Source organism: Sorangium sp. So ce124 (assembly GCF_051525235.1).
Taxonomy (GTDB): Bacteria; Myxococcota_A; Polyangia; order Polyangiales; family Polyangiaceae; genus Sorangium; species Sorangium atrum.
On sequence record NZ_CP150312.1, the window covers coordinates 3,903,332 to 3,920,142 of the forward strand.

At 69.0% G+C, this 16,811-nt stretch carries 14 protein-coding genes; 1 reads left to right on the top strand and 13 read right to left on the bottom strand.

Annotated features, from left to right (window positions below; translation table 11 throughout):
* Positions 1–4 precede the first annotated feature (4 nt).
* The 5 genes from WMF19_RS14810 to rpmH form a co-directional block, all read right to left on the bottom strand.
* Positions 5–568: a protein jag gene (locus WMF19_RS14810; protein ID WP_437299560.1), complete on the bottom strand. Its 564-nt coding sequence runs from the start codon at positions 566–568 to the stop codon at positions 5–7.
* Positions 561–2,345, bottom strand: a complete 1,785-nt coding sequence (gene yidC / locus WMF19_RS14815) for a membrane protein insertase YidC (protein WP_437899711.1) — start codon at positions 2,343–2,345, stop codon at positions 561–563. The genes WMF19_RS14810 and yidC overlap by 8 nt, the downstream gene beginning before the upstream one ends.
* Before the next feature lie 156 nt (positions 2,346–2,501).
* Complete coding sequence (gene yidD, locus WMF19_RS14820) at positions 2,502–2,885, bottom strand: membrane protein insertion efficiency factor YidD (RefSeq protein ID WP_276598071.1); 384 nt, start codon at positions 2,883–2,885, stop codon at positions 2,502–2,504.
* 71 nt (positions 2,886–2,956) lie between these two features.
* Positions 2,957–3,508, bottom strand: a complete 552-nt coding sequence (gene rnpA / locus WMF19_RS14825; protein WP_437899712.1) for a ribonuclease P protein component — start codon at positions 3,506–3,508, stop codon at positions 2,957–2,959.
* Between the two features lie 10 nt (positions 3,509–3,518).
* Complete coding sequence (gene rpmH / locus WMF19_RS14830) at positions 3,519–3,668, bottom strand: 50S ribosomal protein L34 (protein ID WP_272103402.1); 150 nt, start codon at positions 3,666–3,668, stop codon at positions 3,519–3,521.
* 380 nt (positions 3,669–4,048) lie between these two features.
* Here rpmH and WMF19_RS14835 point away from each other — a divergent pair, with 380 nt between their 5' ends.
* Positions 4,049–5,734 (top strand): OmpA family protein, encoded by a 1,686-nt coding sequence (locus WMF19_RS14835; protein WP_437899713.1) that lies wholly within the window; start codon positions 4,049–4,051, stop codon positions 5,732–5,734.
* Positions 5,735–6,012: 278 nt separating this feature from the next.
* On the opposite strand, the gene WMF19_RS14840 is transcribed toward WMF19_RS14835, so the two are convergent.
* From WMF19_RS14840 to WMF19_RS14875, 8 genes are all read right to left on the bottom strand, one after another.
* Entirely contained in the window at positions 6,013–8,163 is a 2,151-nt protein-coding gene (locus tag WMF19_RS14840; protein WP_437899714.1) for a thioredoxin domain-containing protein, read from the bottom strand.
* A gap of 67 nt (positions 8,164–8,230) precedes the next feature.
* Positions 8,231–9,553, bottom strand: coding sequence for a beta-ketoacyl-[acyl-carrier-protein] synthase family protein (locus tag WMF19_RS14845; RefSeq protein ID WP_437899715.1), 1,323 nt, complete (start codon positions 9,551–9,553; stop codon positions 8,231–8,233).
* Between the two features lie 41 nt (positions 9,554–9,594).
* The gene (locus WMF19_RS14850; protein WP_437899716.1) at positions 9,595–10,473 is read right to left on the bottom strand and encodes an acyl-ACP desaturase; all 879 of its coding nucleotides are present in this window, start codon (positions 10,471–10,473) and stop codon (positions 9,595–9,597) included.
* Complete coding sequence (locus tag WMF19_RS14855) at positions 10,470–10,721, bottom strand: acyl carrier protein (protein WP_272103411.1); 252 nt, start codon at positions 10,719–10,721, stop codon at positions 10,470–10,472. Before WMF19_RS14855 ends, WMF19_RS14850 begins: the two co-directional genes overlap by 4 nt.
* Before the next feature lie 3 nt (positions 10,722–10,724).
* Positions 10,725–11,609: a class I SAM-dependent methyltransferase gene (locus tag WMF19_RS14860; RefSeq protein ID WP_437329230.1), complete on the bottom strand. Its 885-nt coding sequence runs from the start codon at positions 11,607–11,609 to the stop codon at positions 10,725–10,727.
* Entirely contained in the window at positions 11,596–13,374 is a 1,779-nt protein-coding gene (locus WMF19_RS14865; RefSeq protein ID WP_437899717.1) for a fatty acyl-AMP ligase, read from the bottom strand. The genes WMF19_RS14860 and WMF19_RS14865 overlap by 14 nt, the downstream gene beginning before the upstream one ends.
* Positions 13,375–13,857: 483 nt before the next feature.
* Positions 13,858–14,934, bottom strand: coding sequence for a DUF4340 domain-containing protein (locus WMF19_RS14870; RefSeq protein ID WP_437899718.1), 1,077 nt, complete (start codon positions 14,932–14,934; stop codon positions 13,858–13,860).
* Between the two features lie 27 nt (positions 14,935–14,961).
* Positions 14,962–16,806, bottom strand: coding sequence for a GldG family protein (locus WMF19_RS14875; RefSeq protein ID WP_437899719.1), 1,845 nt, complete (start codon positions 16,804–16,806; stop codon positions 14,962–14,964).
* Between the last annotated feature and the right edge of the window lie 5 nt (positions 16,807–16,811).

The window sequence follows — 16,811 nt, forward strand, 5'->3', positions numbered from 1 at the left end:
TGCCTCAGCGGCGGACGGGGATGATTTGCACGCGGCGGGCCTCTCCCTCGCCGTCGCTCTTCGTGACGACGCCGGGGAACTTCGCCAGCGCGAGGTGGACGACGCGGCGGTCCTGCGGGTTCATCGGCTCGAAGGTGATGATCTTGCCCTCCTCGACCGCCTGCTTGCCCAGCCTGCGCGCCATGGAAGAGAGCGTGTCCTCGCGCCGCTGCCGGTAGCCCTCGGCGTCGATGATCACGTGGCGCCGCTTCTTGCCCGGCCGGTTGATCACGCGGTTGGCGAGGAACTGCAGCGCCGAGAGCGTCTGCCCCTTCTTGCCGATCACGCGGCCCGCGTCCTTCCCCTCGATCTCGAGCCGGATCTCCTCGGGCGGATCCTCCTCCTCGTTCTCGAGGAGGTCGACGGTGCAGTCCATGCCCATCGCCGCGAGCACATCGATCACGAAGTCAAGCGCGATATCGGCGCGCCCGTCCTCCTCGAACTCGGCCGCGTCGCCAGCGCCCTGCGCCTCGGCATCGACATCGACGTCCGCCGCGTCGATTCCCCTTTCGGCAACTTCACTATCCACGGACACGTGCTTTTCCCTTTCCGAGAGCAGGGGCCGACTTGTCGTCGTCGCCCGGAGTCTTCTTCATCGCGGATTGGGGCTCCGCGTTCGCGATCTCTCGCACCTTGATGCCGCCGGCTCGTTCGTTCTTCGCCTTCAGGTAGCGCTCGACGAGCACCTGCTGGCCGATGCCGAGCCAGGTGTTCGTCAACATGTAAACGCCGAGGCCGGCCGGGAGGAAGAGCATCATCGCGGTGAAGATGCCGGGCATCAGGTACATCATCATCTTCTGCTGCGCCGGGTCGCCCTGCGGGGGCATGAGCCTCTGCTGGATGAAGCTCGAGCCGCCGAGGACGATGGGAATGATGAAGTACTTTCCCGGGGCCGACAGGTCCGGAATCACAGGGCCGAACGGGGTGTGGTAGAGCTCCACCGCGGTCTGGAGCGCGGTGTAGAGGGCGAACCATACCGGCATCTGGAGCAGCATCGGGAAGCAGCCGATGACCGGGTTCGCGACCTTGTTCTTGCGCCAGAGCTCCTGCATCGCGAGGCCGCGCTGGGCAGCGTCGTCCTTGTACCTCGCGTTGATCTCATCCATCTCCGGCTTGAGCTTGCGCATCGCCGCGGCGCTCTTGATCTGCTGGATGCTCAGCGGGAAGAGCAGGAGCCGGACGGTGATGGTGAGCAGGACGATCGCCCACCCCCAGCTGCCCACGGCGCGGTGGAGGACATAGAGGTACGAGACGAGGAGCTTCGCGATCGGCGAGAACCAGCCGAGGTTGATGACCTCGCTCGCCCCGTGGTCGACGGCGGCGAGCAGATCGCGCTCCTTCGGCCCGGTGAAGGACAGGAGCTTGTAGGTCACCGCGCCGCCGGGCGCGAGCTCCTGCTCCGGATAGGCGAGCCGCGCGCGATAGACGTGCCCGAAGTTCGGGTCCTTGCCTTTGTCCTGGAACTTCGATGAATCCCAGATGTCTTCGATCTGCGTCTCGGCCGTGGGCTGCCCCGGCCCTTCCAGCGGGATCGCGATCTTGCTGAAGTAGCTGCTCGAGACCGCGGCGAACCGCGCGTTGCCCGGGGTGCGCCGCCAGCGCTCGGCGGTGAACTCCGGGTCCTTGAAGTCGCCAGGCTCGAAGGCGTCGGGGTGCTGGCGCTCGGTCTTCTGGTCGGTCGCGGCGACCGTCTCGGTGATCCACTCCGAGATCAGGCCGAGGTGGCCCTCCGTCTCCTTCTGGGTTCGCCACGAGGTCTGCTCGACGGAGAGCCGGTGCTTGCGCGGCTCCTGAGCGAGGTTCTCGACGGTCATCTGCACCGAGAGCTCGAAGGGGCGTCCCGTGGCCGCGACGACCTTGGTGAGCCTCGTCGCGTCGTCGGCGTAGGTGAACGTGCAGCTCTTGCCGTCCTGCGCCGAGAGCTTCCAGTCGAGATCGTCGAACGGCACCTGCGGCGTGCTGCCACCAGGCAGGCGCAGATCCGTCCTGAGAGGCATCCGCGACTCGAGCGAGGTCGTGACCAGGTCCATCGGCCTGCGCTCGCCGTTCCCCGTCGTGTACTTCGGGTCCGTCATCCAGAGGTGCCGGAGCGACCCGCCGTGCGTCGACAGCTCAGCCTTGAAGCGATCTCCGTCGATGACGCACGCCTCCGCGGGCGCGCGCTCGGCGGGGGCCGTGCTGTCGTTGACGTCGAGCGGCTGCAGCTGCGGCGCGCTATGGCCGAAGAGGAGCGGCTTGCCGAACTGGAAGAACAGGATGATGGCGAGGCCGAGGAACAGCCATTTGGCGATATTGCTGCGTTCCATGAAGTCCTTCGTCGATCCCAGGATCTCGAGCCGCGCCCTTCGCTGCGGGCGTCTCGTGACGCCTCACGAGGCTGCCCAGGGTCGCTCCGTGCGGGCTTCGCTCCGCGTCGTGTCGGGCGCCGTGCCGCCGGGGGCCTTGTCGATGGCCGAGCGGGATTAGTCCATGAGGGTGACCCGGCCGCTGAAGCCCGCTCGACAAGGGGATGAGGCGTGCGAGGCGAGCTCCGCGCCAGTAGACGAACAGCGTGTCGTATCCCGCGGGTCAGCGTCCCGTTGCCGCGGCATCCGGGCAGCCGCGGCACGGCGAAGACGAGGTGGTGGCGGAGGGTCGAACCCGCCTGGATGAAACGGGTGACACCTACACAGTCGCTTGAGCGAAAGCAAGCTCCCCCGGAGCGCCCCGTGGTCCACGATGCAGGCGGCGGCGTAGCGCGAGCAGGAGGGCTCGAACCGACAGACCGGGCCCATCAACGCCACGATGAGCCTGGAGAGCGTCATCTGGTAGGCGCGGATCAGCGCGAGGAGGAGCGTCGCCAGCATGCGGTGAGCCGTGAGAGAGCGATGAGCTTGGGGCCCAGCGCACCACGGCGCAAGGTATGCCCCGCCATCTTCTAGCTGTCGGTCGGGTCGGCCTGGCCTGGCGCAGGCGCCGGCGGATCGCCTGCGCTGCGCTCGGCCATGGGCTCCGTTCGCGCGCGCGGCGCGGCGGTGAGCGCCTCCCTCGCCCGGCGGCGGAGCACCGGAACCACGCCCCGAAGCTCCGCGAGGACGTCATCGAGGCCGAGCGAGCCGGCGCCAGTGCGGAGGATCACCACGATGTCGACGCGCTCCGGGAAGAGCTCCGGGAATCTCCGGAACGCCTCCCTGAGCAGGCGCTTCGCGCGATTGCGTGACACGGCGCCGCCCACCTTGCGCGAGGCGACGAGGCCCAGGCGCGACGGCCCCGATGGGACGGGCGCGGCAGCGCTCTTCACGCCGCCGCCGCGGGGGGCCCCGCCGCGAGCGGCGCCCTCGGTGGGGGCCGCGACGAGGATCAGCAGGTGGCGGGTGCTGACGCGATGACCACCGTTCTGGATGCGGACGAATTCAGCCCGCCTGCGAATGCGGCGCTCGCGTGGGAACGAGGAGGAGGACGCCGACGAGCGCGGGTGCGCTGGCGCCATCACCGCCGCGTTACTTCTTGTAGATGGTGGGCGAGAGCCGGGCGCGGCCCTTGCGGCGACGGTTGTTGATGACCTTGCGACCGCCGGCGGTCGCCATACGCGCACGGAAGCCGTGGGTCCGGGCGCGGCGGGTGTTATGGGGCTGGTAGGTGCGCTTCATGGCTGGTGGTCCCTCGGTCTGGACCGCGAACGGCGGCATCCTGGCCGCACGTCAAGCGGGCGCGCAAGAAAGCATGACGTTCGGCTCAGGTCAACACCGGATGACATGGTGACGCGCGGTTACCGCGCGGTCACCGCGCCTTTACCGCGCGTTGTACGTACGCGCCTTGTACGCGCCTTGCCCGGGTTCGCCGTTCTCTCTCACCTTTCTAGACGCCTGGGTTAGCGTGTAGCCTCCGATCGACCGCGACGGCCGTTCGAAAGCGGGTCACAGGAGGGAATTTGACGCGCACCGGAGGACATGAGGGGGAAAAGCAGCACGCGCCCGCACGGGGCGTCAAGCGACGCGCGCTGGGGGCTGCTGCGGCGGGAGCCTTGTTCTTGAGCGCGCTCCCTGTGAGCGCGCAGACGAGAACGTTCTACCTGGACCGGCTCTACATGGCCGGCGCTCCCGACGACTCGATCGCGCTCTGGCGACCGCAGGTGGCGCCGGAGACGCGCTTCTTCGGGCAGTTCGGGCTCGGCCTCGGCCTCAATCCCTTCCGGGTCGAGAACATGCTGAACGACGAGCAGGCCGCGGGGCGGTTCAGCAGGGAACACGGCTCGCCGGTGTCCTCGCAGCTCATCGGCTACTTCAACGGGGGCGTCGAGCTCCTCGACCGCTTCTCGTTCCAGGTGGGGCTGCCGGTCATCGCCCTCCAGACGAGCAACCCGACGAACGACCCGAGCGTCGCCGGCGCAGAGGACGCGGCGAGCCCTTCGACCGCCGCGCTCATGGACATACGGCTCGACGGGCGGGCGATCCTGTACCGCACCGAGGATCGCTTCTTCAAGCTGGGCGCCAACGCGACGGCGTGGGTGCCGACCGGCAGCAAGCTCTCGTTCTCGGGCGACAACGCCGCGAGCGCGATGATCGGGCTCTCCGGCGAGATCGATCTCAAGTCGATGTTCTTCGTCCTGAACACCGGGGTGCACTTCCGTCCGTACTCGTCGCTCAACGACTTCGCCGTGACGAACGAGTGGAGGTGGGGGATCGGCGGCTTCCTCCCGCTCCGGAACGGCACGCTGCGGCTCGGCGCGCAGATCTTCGGATCGACGGGCCTCGGCCGGGGCACGACGTTCACCGGGGACAACACGCCGCTGGAGTGGATGGCCGAGGGGCGGCTCGCGCTCGATCAGCGCAAGAAGGGGTGGCTCGGGGTCGGCGCCGGAACGCGGCTGTCGGGCGGCTACGCGCCGGATTTCCGGATGGTCGCGGCCATCGGCTACTCGTTCGGCATCTCGGACGTCGAGCCCGTGTCTCCCGGCAGGCGCTTCCAGGCGGTCCCGCCGCGCGCCGCGGATACGGACAAGGATGGGCTCCCGGACGACATCGATCTCTGCCCGACCGATCCCGAGGACGGCAAGCCGCCGAACCCCGACGACGGCTGCCCTGCGCTGCCCGATCGCGACGGCGACGGCATCCCCGACACGAGCGACAAGTGCCCGGATCAGCCCGAGGACTTCGACAAGATCAACGACGCCGACGGCTGCCCGGAGGACGACGCCGACGAGGACAGCATCCCGGACGCGAAGGACGCCTGCCCCAAGGAGCCGGGCCAGCCGAGCCCCGAGCCGACGAAGAACGGCTGCCCGCAGTTCATCCGTCGCATCACGGGGTCGAGCGAGATCCAGATCCTGAAGCAGGTGCAGTTCGCGACCGGCAGCGCGAGGATCCTGCCGAACAGCTACAGCATCCTCGACGAGGTCGTCCGGCTCCTCAAGGTGAACCCCGAGATCACGCTCGTCGCGATCGAGGGCCACACCGACAACCGGGGCTCGGACCAGCTCAACGAGAAGCTCTCGAACGATCGCGCTCACTCGGTGAGGACGTACCTCATCGAGCGGGGCGGCATCGATCCGGCGCGGCTCACGGCGGCGGGCTTTGGTCCGAAGCGTCCGATCGAGGACAACAGCACCGAGGCCGGGCGCCAGAAGAACCGGCGCGTCGAGTTCCACATCCGCGAGAGCAACACGGGTGGGACCAAGGCCGGCGGCGACAAGGGTGGCGGCACCGTCACGCCGTAGATGGCCCGTCCGGGCGGCGCGCGCGGGAGCCCTGCTGTGGGTGGTGCTCTCGTCGGCGTGCCGCCCTGAGCAGGGCACGCCTTACCGTTGCAGCTGCACCTTCGTGACGGACTTCGACGACGACTCGAGGCTCGACGTGGAGGCCTGCGCTCCGAGCGAGGGCCGCGCCGAGGGCGTCGGGCGTGGATGCGCGCAGACGCACGCGCCGGGCCCGGTGTCCGGATGCACCTGCAGGAGCGCCCCGGATCGCGGCCCGTGCGAGCTCAGCGCGTGCCGCGTTACCCCAGCAGCGCCCTGAGGTCGGCCGGCGTCGTGACGGGCGCCGAGCACGTCCGCCCGCGACACGTGTAGGCGACCGCCTCGCCAGGGCGCGCGGGCTTGCCCTCGGCGACGACCTTCACCGCCGCGGCGCTCTCCGGCCGAGCCGGATCCACGAGCACGATCGCCCGGTTCGGCAGGTACGCCTCGAACGCCTCGCGCGTGAGCTCGGCTGCCGCCGCCGAGCTCGCCTCGCCGATCACCACGATCGTCACCGCGCCGCGCGTCAGGCGGTCGAGCACGCACACGGTCTGGCCGAGGCCGAAGGCGTTCTCGAGCGCCGTCGGCGCGAGGACCTCCAGCTGCCGCTCTGCTGGTGACAGGTAACGCTCGTCGGCGATCTCGGAGAGGCGAAGGCAGAGGAGCGCCGCCATCGAGGCGGCCGAGGGCGCGGCCTGGTCGTAGATGTCCTGCGTGCGCGCGATCAGCGCGTCGCCGTCGTCCGGCGTGAAGAAGAACCCGGGCGTGGCCTCGTCCCAGTGGTGCGCGATCATCGCGTCGGCGATCGCGCGCGCGACGCCGACGTAGCGCGGGTCGGAGGTGGCCTCGTACAGATCGAGCGCCGCGTTCCCGAGGTACGCCTGATCGTCGAGGAACCCTGGCCGGACGTCGCCCAGGGCCGCGCCGGAGCCGCCGCGCTCGCCCTTTGCGCCTGCGGGCGCGCCGTCCTTGAGGTAACGACCGACGCGGCCGCCGCGGATGAGCTTCCGCTCGAGCAACGCGAAGGCGCGCGCCGCGGCGTCGACCCAGGCGGGCTCGTCCAGCGCGCGGCCCGCGTCGGCGAGCGCCCCGATGAGCAGCCCGTTCCAGCTCGCGAGCACCTTGTCGTCGCGCGCCGGCCGAGGCCTCGACTCGCGCGCCGCGAGCATCGCGGCCCTGGCGCGCGCGAGCGCCTCGCGGCACCGATCGAGGTGGGTCGAGGAGCCCCCTCCCGCGCCTTCGTCGATGACCGCCGCGGCCTGATCGAGCGTGCGGTGCTGCGAGAGCACCGTCGCGCCGCTGTCCTCGAAGTTGCCCTCCTCGGTGATGCCGAAGACGAGGCGGGCCACGTCGTACGCGAGCCGATCCTCGCCGACGGCGTCGCGGAGCTGATCGAGCGTCCACACGAAGAACTTGCCCTCGCTCCCCTCCGAGTCGGCGTCCTGCGACGCGTAGAAGCCGCCCTCCGGATCGCGCATCTCGGCGAACAGGTAGCCGACGATCTCGCGCGCCGTCTCGGCGTAGATCGGCTTCTTGAACGCGCGGAACCCGTCGGCGTAGAGGCGCAGGAGGAGCGCGTTGTCGTAGAGCATCTTCTCGAAGTGGGGCACGAGCCAGCGCTCGTCCGTCGAGTAGCGGTGGAAGCCGCCGCGCAGGTGATCCCAGATGCCGCCGTCCCGCATCCTGTCCAGCGTGAGCTCGACGCCCTCCGCCGCGACGCGATCGCCCTCCAGCACGCCGCGGCGGAGCAGCACGTCGAGCGCCATCGTGTTCGGGAACTTCGGCCGCGATCCGATGCCGCCGTGGCGGGGGTCGAGGCGCGCGAGCAGCTGCCGCGACGCGCGCCGGAGCAGATCCGACGACGCGGGCGCGACGCCGCCTGCGGCGCGCGCCGGCGCGCGCTGCGCGCGCTCGATGGCCTCGGTGATCTCCTGCGCCTGCTGCTCGACGTCGTCGCGCCGGTTCCTGAAGGCGTCGGCGATCTTGTCGAGCACCTTCGGGAAGCCGGGCATGCCGAGCGCGTCCTTCGGCGGGAAGTACGTGCCCGCGAAGAAGGGGCGCTGGTCCGGGGTGAGGAACACCGTCAGCGGCCAGCCGCCGCTCCGGCCCATGAGCTGCACGACGAGCTGGTAGATGTGATCGAGATCGGGCCGCTCTTCCCGGTCGACCTTGATGTTCACGAAGAGGTCGTTCATGTCCCGGGCGATCGCCTCGTCCTCGAACGACTCGCGCTCCATCACGTGGCACCAGTGGCAGGCGGCGTAGCCGATGGACAGGAGGATCGGCTTGTCCTCTCGGCGAGCGAGATCGAGCGCCTCCGCGCCCCACGGGTACCACGCGACCGGGTTGTGCGCGTGCTGCAGGAGGTACGGCGACGACTCGCTCGCGAGCCTGTTCTTGTGGGCTGCCATGGGCCCCACGTAGGGCCGGACGCGGGGGGCCGCCAGCCGTCCGCCAGCCGTGCCGGCGTCGCGGGCGCTACGCCCGCTCCAGCACCAGCGCGCAGTTGTGCCCGCCGAAGCCCGCCGAGCACTTCACCGCGTGACGCAGATCGACCGCCCGCCGCTCCCGCACGACGTCCAGGGAGCACTCCGGATCGAGCTCATCCACGTTGATCGACGGGTGCAGCAGCTGGTCGCGCAGCGAGCACACGACCGCGATCGTCTCGACGGCGCCGGCACCGCCGAGCAGGTGCCCGATCATCGACTTGGTCGCCGAGATCGGGATGCGCGCGAGGCGCTCGCCGAAGACGCGCCGCAGCGCCAGCACCTCGGCGGCGTCGCCCTGCGGCGTCGAGGTCGCGTGCGGGTTGATGTAGCCGATCGCCTCCGGCGCCGTGCCGGCCCTGGCGAGGGCGCGCTCCACCGCGAGCGCGAGCCCGAGCCCCCCCGAGTGCGGCCGCGTCAGGTGCTCCGCGTCCGTGGTCATCCCGAAGCCGGCCACGACGGCGAGCGGCTTCGCGCCGCGCGCGAGCGCGTGCTGCTCCTCCTCGAGCACGAGCGCGCCTGCTCCCTCGCCCATCACGAAGCCCTGGCGGCGCCGGTCGAACGGGCGGCTCGCGCGCGCGGGGTCGCCGTCAACGGCCTTGGCGAGCGCCTTCGCATTGCCGAACCCCGCGACGGTGTTGAGGCGCGTCGCGGCCTCGGCGCCCCCCGCGACCATCACGTCGGCCTCGCCCGCCTCGATCATGAGGGCCGAGGTCGCGATCGAGTGCGTGCCCGTCGCGCACGCGCTCGCGAGGTTGTACGACGGCCCCATGAGCCCGTATCGCATGGAGATGAGCGCCGAAGCGCCGTTCGGCATGACCCCCGGGATGAAGTAGGGCGACACGGCCCGCGGGCCGCGCGCCGCGCTCCTGGCGACCTGCTCTTCGAAGATCTCGACCGACCCCATGCCCGTGGACATCAGGCACCCGATGCGGGTCCGGTCGAGGCCGCTCGCCGGCGCGGCGGCGAGCGGCGGCGCGCCCTGTGCCCGCGCGCCCGCGCGCTCCGCCTCGTCGTCCGCGGCAGGGGCGCGCTCGAGCGGCACGATGCCCGCCTCGCGCAGCGCCTCCACCGCGGCCGCGAGGCTGAAGTGGGTCACGCGGCCGTAGATCTCCGCTTCCTTGGGCGACAGGTACCGCCCGACATCGAACCCCTTCACGCTGGCCGCGATGTCGCTGCGGAGCCTGTCGACGGGGAAATCGCGGATGTAGTCCACGCCGGACCGGCCGGCGAGGAGGTTCTGCCAGGTGGTGGCGACGTCGTTGCCCAGCGGGCAAACGGCGCCGATCCCGGTCACGACGACGCGCCTTCGCATCGGACTGCTCGTGTTCGTTGGGGGAGAGGAGGTGGAAGGGTTCAGGCGGACAGCACCTGGGGCGCGGCGTTGTCCAGGTTGGGAGCGCCTGCGCGGCCCTCGATCGAGGTGTCACGGCGGCCCTCACCGCCGCGGCGAAGATCGAGCGCGGTGCGCTGGGCGGCGAGCATCTCGTGCCGGCTCACGCCGAGGTACTTGAGGATCGGCATGTAGACCTTCTGGATGAACACGTTCCGGTCGACGCCGGCCTCGCGCATCTTCAGGATGCGCGAGTCGTAGTCGGGGACGATCCCGACGCCCGGCATCTCGAAGTTCGCGAACACGTGCGCCATGTCCGCGAGCGTCCCCGGCCGGTCCTCCTCGAGCAGCACCTTGATGACGCTCTGGTAGAAGCGGCAATGGGCGATCTCGTCGCGGGCGATGTAGTCGTAGATCGCCCGCAGGCACTCGTCGCCCTCCGCCGCGGCCCGCTCCCGGTGCTTCACGTAGATGACGAACGTCGCCATCTCCTGCACGCAGCCGTAGAACGTCATCTGCCGCGGCGTGTGGAACGGGAGGTCCCACTTCTTCTCGAAGATCTGGTTCTGTAGATCGGTGAGCTGCTCCTCCGTGCGCTTGCCGGAGCGCAGGAGGTACTGCATCAGCGTGAGCGAGTGCTTCGACTCCTCATAGGCCCAGTTCGCCTGGAACCACGCCTGGCCGAAGTACTTCCGCACGAGGTTGATGCCGTTCGCCACGTAGTCCGGCAGGTACATCTCGACCGAGCAGAAGGTCTCCGCGCACAGGGCGAGCTCCTCGCTCGCGTCCTTGTTCACGCGCTCCCACGGGATGTCCTGGAAGACGTTCCAGCGGCGCTCGCGCTCCGCCTTCTCGAAGAACGTCATGTACTCCTGGAAGATCTTCTCCTCCAGCCGGCTCATACGATCGCCTCCAGCCGCTCCCCGACCTTCTTGCAGAGGTCGCCCACGGTGATGAGCTCGACCAGATCCTCGTCCGGAATCATGATCCCGAGCTCGGTCTCCATCTCTCCGACGATCTGCATCATCGAGAGCGAGTCGATGCCGAGCTCGGTGATCACGGACGTCGCGGTGACATTGGGGAACTCGCGCTTGTCCACCCGGGCGGCAACCGTCTTGAACATCTCGAGCAGATTGGTCTTGTCCGTCATGGTTCAGTCGATCCTGCGAAGCTCGTATTGAGCGAGGGAGCTGTAGTGCTTGTCGAACGCGTTCACGCACGTCGACAGGTAACGATCGTAGTCGTCGAAGACCTTGTCCCCCCACGTCGACCGGATGGTCTTCTCGTTCAGCTTGAGCCGGCGGAGCCACTCCGCGGTGGTGCGCTGGTAGTGCTCGCGCCGCGTGTTCACCTGCATCACCTCCCAGTAGGGGTTCGCCGCCTGGATGATGTCCTCGAGCCGAGGGTTCAGGCCCCCGGGGAAGATCTCCCGCGTGACGAAGTAGATGTCCTCCAGCTCTTTCTTCGTGCCGCCGGGGAGCCCACCCCAGGGCGTCATCCGCGGCGTACGGTTGCGGAGGATGGTCTGGAGGCCGAACCAGGCGCCCTTGCTCGTGAGCTCCCAGGCCTTCTTGAAGTAAGCCCGATAGATGTCGATGGCCTTGCCCTGTCGCGCCTCCTCCGGCGAGCACAGGTGATCGATCATGCAGATCGAGATGAGGCTGTCGAACCGCTCGGCCGTCGTGAAGGTCCGGAAGTCGCCGCCGACCACCTCGACGCCGGGGATCTTCCGGGCGTTGACCTCGGCGGCCTGCGCGGTGGACAGGGTGACGCCGACCGCGCGCGTCACGCCGCGCGCCGTGGCCACGTACTCGAGCGCCGCGCCCCAGCCGCAGCCGATGTCGAGCACCTTCTTCCCAGGCCCCGCCTTAGCGAAGTCCGACAGGATCCGGAGCTTGTTCAGCTGCGCGGCCTCGAGCGACTGCTCGGGGGACTCGTAGACGGCGCAGGTGTAGTTCATGCGCTCGTCGAGCCAGAGCCTGAAGAACTCGTTCGAGACGTCGTAGCTGACCTCGACCTCGGCCTTACTGGATCCCATCGATGACTCCTTCGACACGTGCCGGGGCGCCGCCCGCGCGGCCCCCTTCGGTTCGCGACACAGGGCCGCCCGCGCGGACCACGTCGCCATGGGGAGAGGGCGTCGCGCCCTCATCAAACTCCGAGGCGACCTCGAGCTCGCCGGCCTCGAAGCGCCGCTTCATCTCGCGGCGCCGCACCTTGCCGCTCGACGTCTTCGCCAGCGTCCCCCGCTTGATCAGCGCGACCTCGGACAGCTGCACGCCGAGCTGGGCGCGCACGGCCTGGGTGATCGCCTGCGCGACGCCGGCCACGCTCCGCTTGGCCTCGGCGACGACGATCGCGCGCTCGGCCCCCTCGGCGGTGAGGCACGAGAACGCGACGCAGTGGCCCTCGCGCACCCCCTCGACGGAGGACGCGATGCGCTCGATGTCCTGGGGGAAGTAGTTCTTGCCGCCCAGGATGATGAGATCCTTGGAGCGGCCGCAGAGGTACACCTCGCCGGCGACTGTATAGCCGAGATCGCCTGTCCGCAGCCAGCCCCCTCCGAACGCGGCCTCGGTCGCCTCTGGCTCGTTGAAGTAGCCGGCGGCGACGCTCGGGCCGCGCACCCAGATCTCCCCGACCTCGCGCGGGCCGAGCGGCGATCCGTCGGGGCCCGCGATGATGAGCTCGTGGCAGGGGAGGGGGCGACCGCAGGAGACGAGCTCCAGCGACGCGCCGCCGTTCGCGGGCCGCGCCTTGCCGGCCTGCATCGCCTTCGCGTCCACGCGATCGGTGGTGAGCGGGGCCTTGAGGTCGCTGAACGTGATCGCCAGCGTGGCCTCGGCCATGCCGTACGAGGGCAGGATGCTCTCCGGGCGGAGCCCCCGCTCGCCGAAGCGGCGGAGGAACGCGCGGAGCACGTCGGCCTGGATCGGCTCGGCGCCGCACCCGAGCGCGCGCACGCAGGAGAGGTCCCAGCTGCCCGCCTGCGCGTCGGTGACGGCGCGCGTGGCGAGGGCGAAGGCGAAGTTCGGGGCAAAGGTGATCGTCCCGCGGAACCTGTGGATCGCGTCGAGCCAGAGCGAGGGGCGGCGGATGAACGCCGTCGTCGGCAGGAACATCACCGGCACGAGCGCGTAGAGCGGCGCGATGACGAAGCCGATGAGCCCCATGTCGTGGTAGAGGGGCAGCCAGCTGACGCCGCGATCTTCCGGGGTGGAGCGCAGCCCGTCGAACATGATGGCGTGGCTGTTCACCGTCAGGTTGCGGTGGGTCACCATCACGCCCTTCGGCCGCGAGGTGCTCCCCGACGTGAACTGCAGGAACGCGAGGTCGTCGAGGGACACGCGCCACGGCTCGCCCGCGTCCGATGCGTCGAACGCGTCGGGCGCGCGCAGGTCACGCTCGAGGACGACGCGCAGCCCTGGGAGGGCTTCGCGGCTCTCGCCGTTCGCCGCGAGGTAGGCGTCGATCATCTCCTTGAGCTGCTCGTTCGTGACGAGCACGCTGGCGCCTGACGCCTCGAGGATGTGCTGCACGGTCTCGCCGTACGCCTCGAGCTTGGCCAGCGACTGCGGCGGGTACATCGGGACGGCGACGATGCCTGCCGTCAGCGCGCCCACGAAGGTCAGGACGAACTCGTCGGCCTCCGTCAGGATCAGCGCGACCCGGTCGCCCTTGCGGAGCCCGAGCTTGCGAAGCGCGTAGGCCCGGCGCCTCGCCTCGATCCAGAGCTCGGCGTAGGTGATCGCTCGCTCCTCCCCCGAGCTGCGAACGAACGTGACTGCGCGGTCGGCGTGCACCGAATTCTGCTGAAGGACTTCGACGAACGTGCGCATAGGCTCTCTGGCGGCTCAGGCCGGCCGGACGTTGTGATCCGTCCGATAAGGACAGCGGGGGCCTGAGTGAGCGCAGCCATAAGCGAAAATCGAGCCAGGGCAAACAGAAAACACGGGAATCCAGGGTTTGAGCTTGATTCCGCCGTGTACGCTTCGGATTCGCCAGGGCGCGATAGTCACGGGTGACGAAAAACCGTGCGCAGAGTGCGTCGAATATTCGTCACATCGGCCCTCGAGTGCGAATTGAGGTTCGCGTGGTGCGGGAGTCACACCAGCAGATGGCGCCGACCCAGGTTGAGGTTGCCGACCCAGGTTGAGGTTGCCCGGTTGCGGAGGTCGCCTGGTTGCGCCGGTGAGATGGCGACCCGGCTTCGAGCTACGGGCGCACAAAATGCCAGGAGGCGCCGGTCTCCCAGCGCCTCCCGCTCTCATGCGCGACGTCGCCGGCTACTCGCCGTCGTCCAGGCCCATGTGGCCCGCCGCCTCGTCGTCATGGGCGTCTTCGCCCTTCTTGTCGTCCTTCTTCTCGGTCTTCTCGAACCTCTTCGGCTCTGCGAGGGCCCAGTCGGCCGACCACGACGACAGCACGTAGATCGTGCCATCGCCGCCTTCCTTCGTGGCGTAGCGGCTCGACCCCTTCGCGATCTTGCCCACCTTGACGGTGAAGTCGCCCGCGTTGTCCTTGAGCTTGATCGTGATGATCCCGCCGTTCGAGGCCGCCGCGTCGAGCCCGGTGTCCGACTTCTCGTCGCCGAAGTCCTCCGCGCCGAGGTTCTTGTAGGCGCGCAGCAGGTCCTTCACCTTGGCCTCGTCGAACTTCTCCCACTTCGCGGAGGCCGCGCCCAGCTTGCCGCCCTTGTCGCGCTGGGCGAACGTGCCGGCCCACTTGTCGCCGTTCTTCGAGAAGCTGAACAGGCCGTTCTTGTTCTCGACCGAGACCTGGATCGCGTTCTCGTCCTCGAACTTGAGGATCGACGTCTCGCGCCAGTTCTTCGGCTCCCGCGTGTAGAGGTAGCTCGAGTAGCCGCCCGCGACGAAGACGCCGTCCTTCCCGTCGACGCGCGCCATCTGGCCGCGCGAGCCGCTCTTGCCGAGGTACAGGTCGAGCGCCTTCTCCTCGCCCTTGTACGCGACGACGTGGACCGCCTTCTCGTCGGTGAGCTCGTACTGAGGGTACGTGCCGTTCGTCCGGTCGATGATCTCCTTCAGCTTGAGCTCCTTCAGGTTGTCGAGGAGGCTCCGCACGTTCGCCGCGTTCGCCTTGGCGTTGACGGGCTTCGTGACCTCCCACGTGTCGCCCTTCTTCTCGAGCGTCACGTCGGACTTGTCGGCGTTCTTGATCGCGATCTTCGTGACCTTCTCGACGTCTTCCTTCGAGACGCCCACCTTCGGCAGATCCGCCGTGGCGGCGGTCGCCGAGTGCGCGGCGAGCTCGTCCTTCTGCTTCTTCTGCGTGAAGTACACGCCGAGGCCGAGGAGCGCGAGGACGGCGAGGGCGATGTAGATTCTGTGCTCGGTCTTCATGGCTCTTTCACCCGATGGGGCTCTGGCTCAGTCGAGCGTGATGTTCTCGCGGGCGCTCTCGCGACGCCGCCACCGGATGAGGCCGAACACGGCGAAGAGGGCCGCCGGCAGGAGCGTCAGCGACCACTGCACGCGCTGCTGCACGGTCTTGCGCTCCGCCCGGTACTCCTCGGCCTTCTTGGCCAGGGTGGCCTCGTCGTCCGTGGCCTCCTGCTTCGGCTTCTCGATGCCCGCGTAGGTCAGGTTCGTGTCGCCGAACATCTTCGCGGTCGCGGCGAGCAGCGTGCTGTCCCCCGCCATCCAGTCGAGGGTGTTCTTGAACGCCAGGATGGTGGCGGTCAGGTACTTCTGCGCGTACGGCTGCGAGAGCATCAGGAGATCCTCGTCGCCGCCCATCCCGCCCATCATCGCCATCTGAGGCGGCATGGGGGGCGGGTTGCCGGAGCGGGCGAACGGGTTCGCGAGGAACTGCGACGCCGAGAGCACGAGGATCCGGCCCTTGTCCGCGCTCTCCGCGGGAGCGCTGATCCCGAGCCCCTCCTGGCCCCCGAAGGCGCTCTTGAGCTTGCCCTCGATCGTCACGGCGATCGCGCGCTGCGCGTACTCGCCCTTCGGCTTCCAGTCGGCCGAGAACTTCATGTCGATGGCCTCGGACACGTCGACCGTCGTCTTCGGCGTCGAGCGCGCGACGACCTTCATCGTCGCCTCGGGCTGCTTCTCCGGGTGCGGCACGAGGGTCGACGGGAAGGGGAAGGCGAGCTCGGGGAGGCGGAAGAAGCCGGGGAACGACGAGTCGAGGATCTGCTCCTTCTCGTCGAAGCGGCTGTCCTCCTGGAGCTGGAGGATGCCCGGCGCGCGGAACCACATCATCTGGCCCGACTGCGTCTGCACCGGGATGGCCATCGAGCGGCTCCAGTCGAGGATCGCCTCCTTCTTCATCTCGACGCCGTAGCCGTCGAGCAGCTTCTCGAGGCCCCAGGTGTTGAGCGACGCCTTCATCGCCGGATCGGACGCCTTGAGGTTCACCGCGCCGGCGAACACGGCGAGCGCCTTGTTGCCCAGCATCATGAACTGGTCGATGCGGCGCAGCTCCTTCTCGGTGAACTCCTTGCCCGGCTGCGTGATGACGAGGCCGGCGAGCTCCTTGTTGATCTCGCTGTCGCCGCCCTTCAGGTCGACGTCCTCGAACTTGTAGAACGGGAAGTGGTGCTCGAGCAGCGCGCGCATCGACGGGCCGCCCCCCCGGCCGCCCTGCGCCGCGACGAGGTTCGCGTCGGTCAGCTTGATCTCGTCCTTGCCGGTCACGATGCCGATCTTGGTGTCGATGGCGTCCGCCTTGTCGCGGATCTCGCGGATCGTGTTCGTGATCCAGAACTCGAGGCCCTGCGCCTGGTCCGGCGAGAGCATCGGGATCGCCTCCTTCTCGCTGCCGTACTTGAAGGCGATGCCCATGAACCCGCGGGTGATCGTGGCCTGATCCTGGCCGGTCTCGCTCCCCTCGCCGAACGCGGCCTCCTGCAGGCCCGCCTCCTTGGCGGCGGCGCGCTGCTCGTCCGTCTTCGCCTCGATGATCGCGTAGTGGAGCTTGCCGTTCGAGGCCTGCTCGTACTCGTTCATGAGGTCGGTGAGGTCCTGGATGAACGCCTCGTGCTTCGGGAGCCCCCGGGTGACGTAGACGTCGATCTGGAGATCCTGCTTGAGCCCCTCGCGGACGAGGTGGGCCGAGCCCTTCGAGAGGGTGAACCTCTCGGTCTTCGTCATGTCGAAGCGCTTGTAGGCGCCGTACGAGATGACGTTGGCCACCACGAGGATGGCGGCCACGATGGCCAGGTAGACGCCTGTCTGCGTCGCGGCTTTGGCTTTCCGTTCCATGGTTG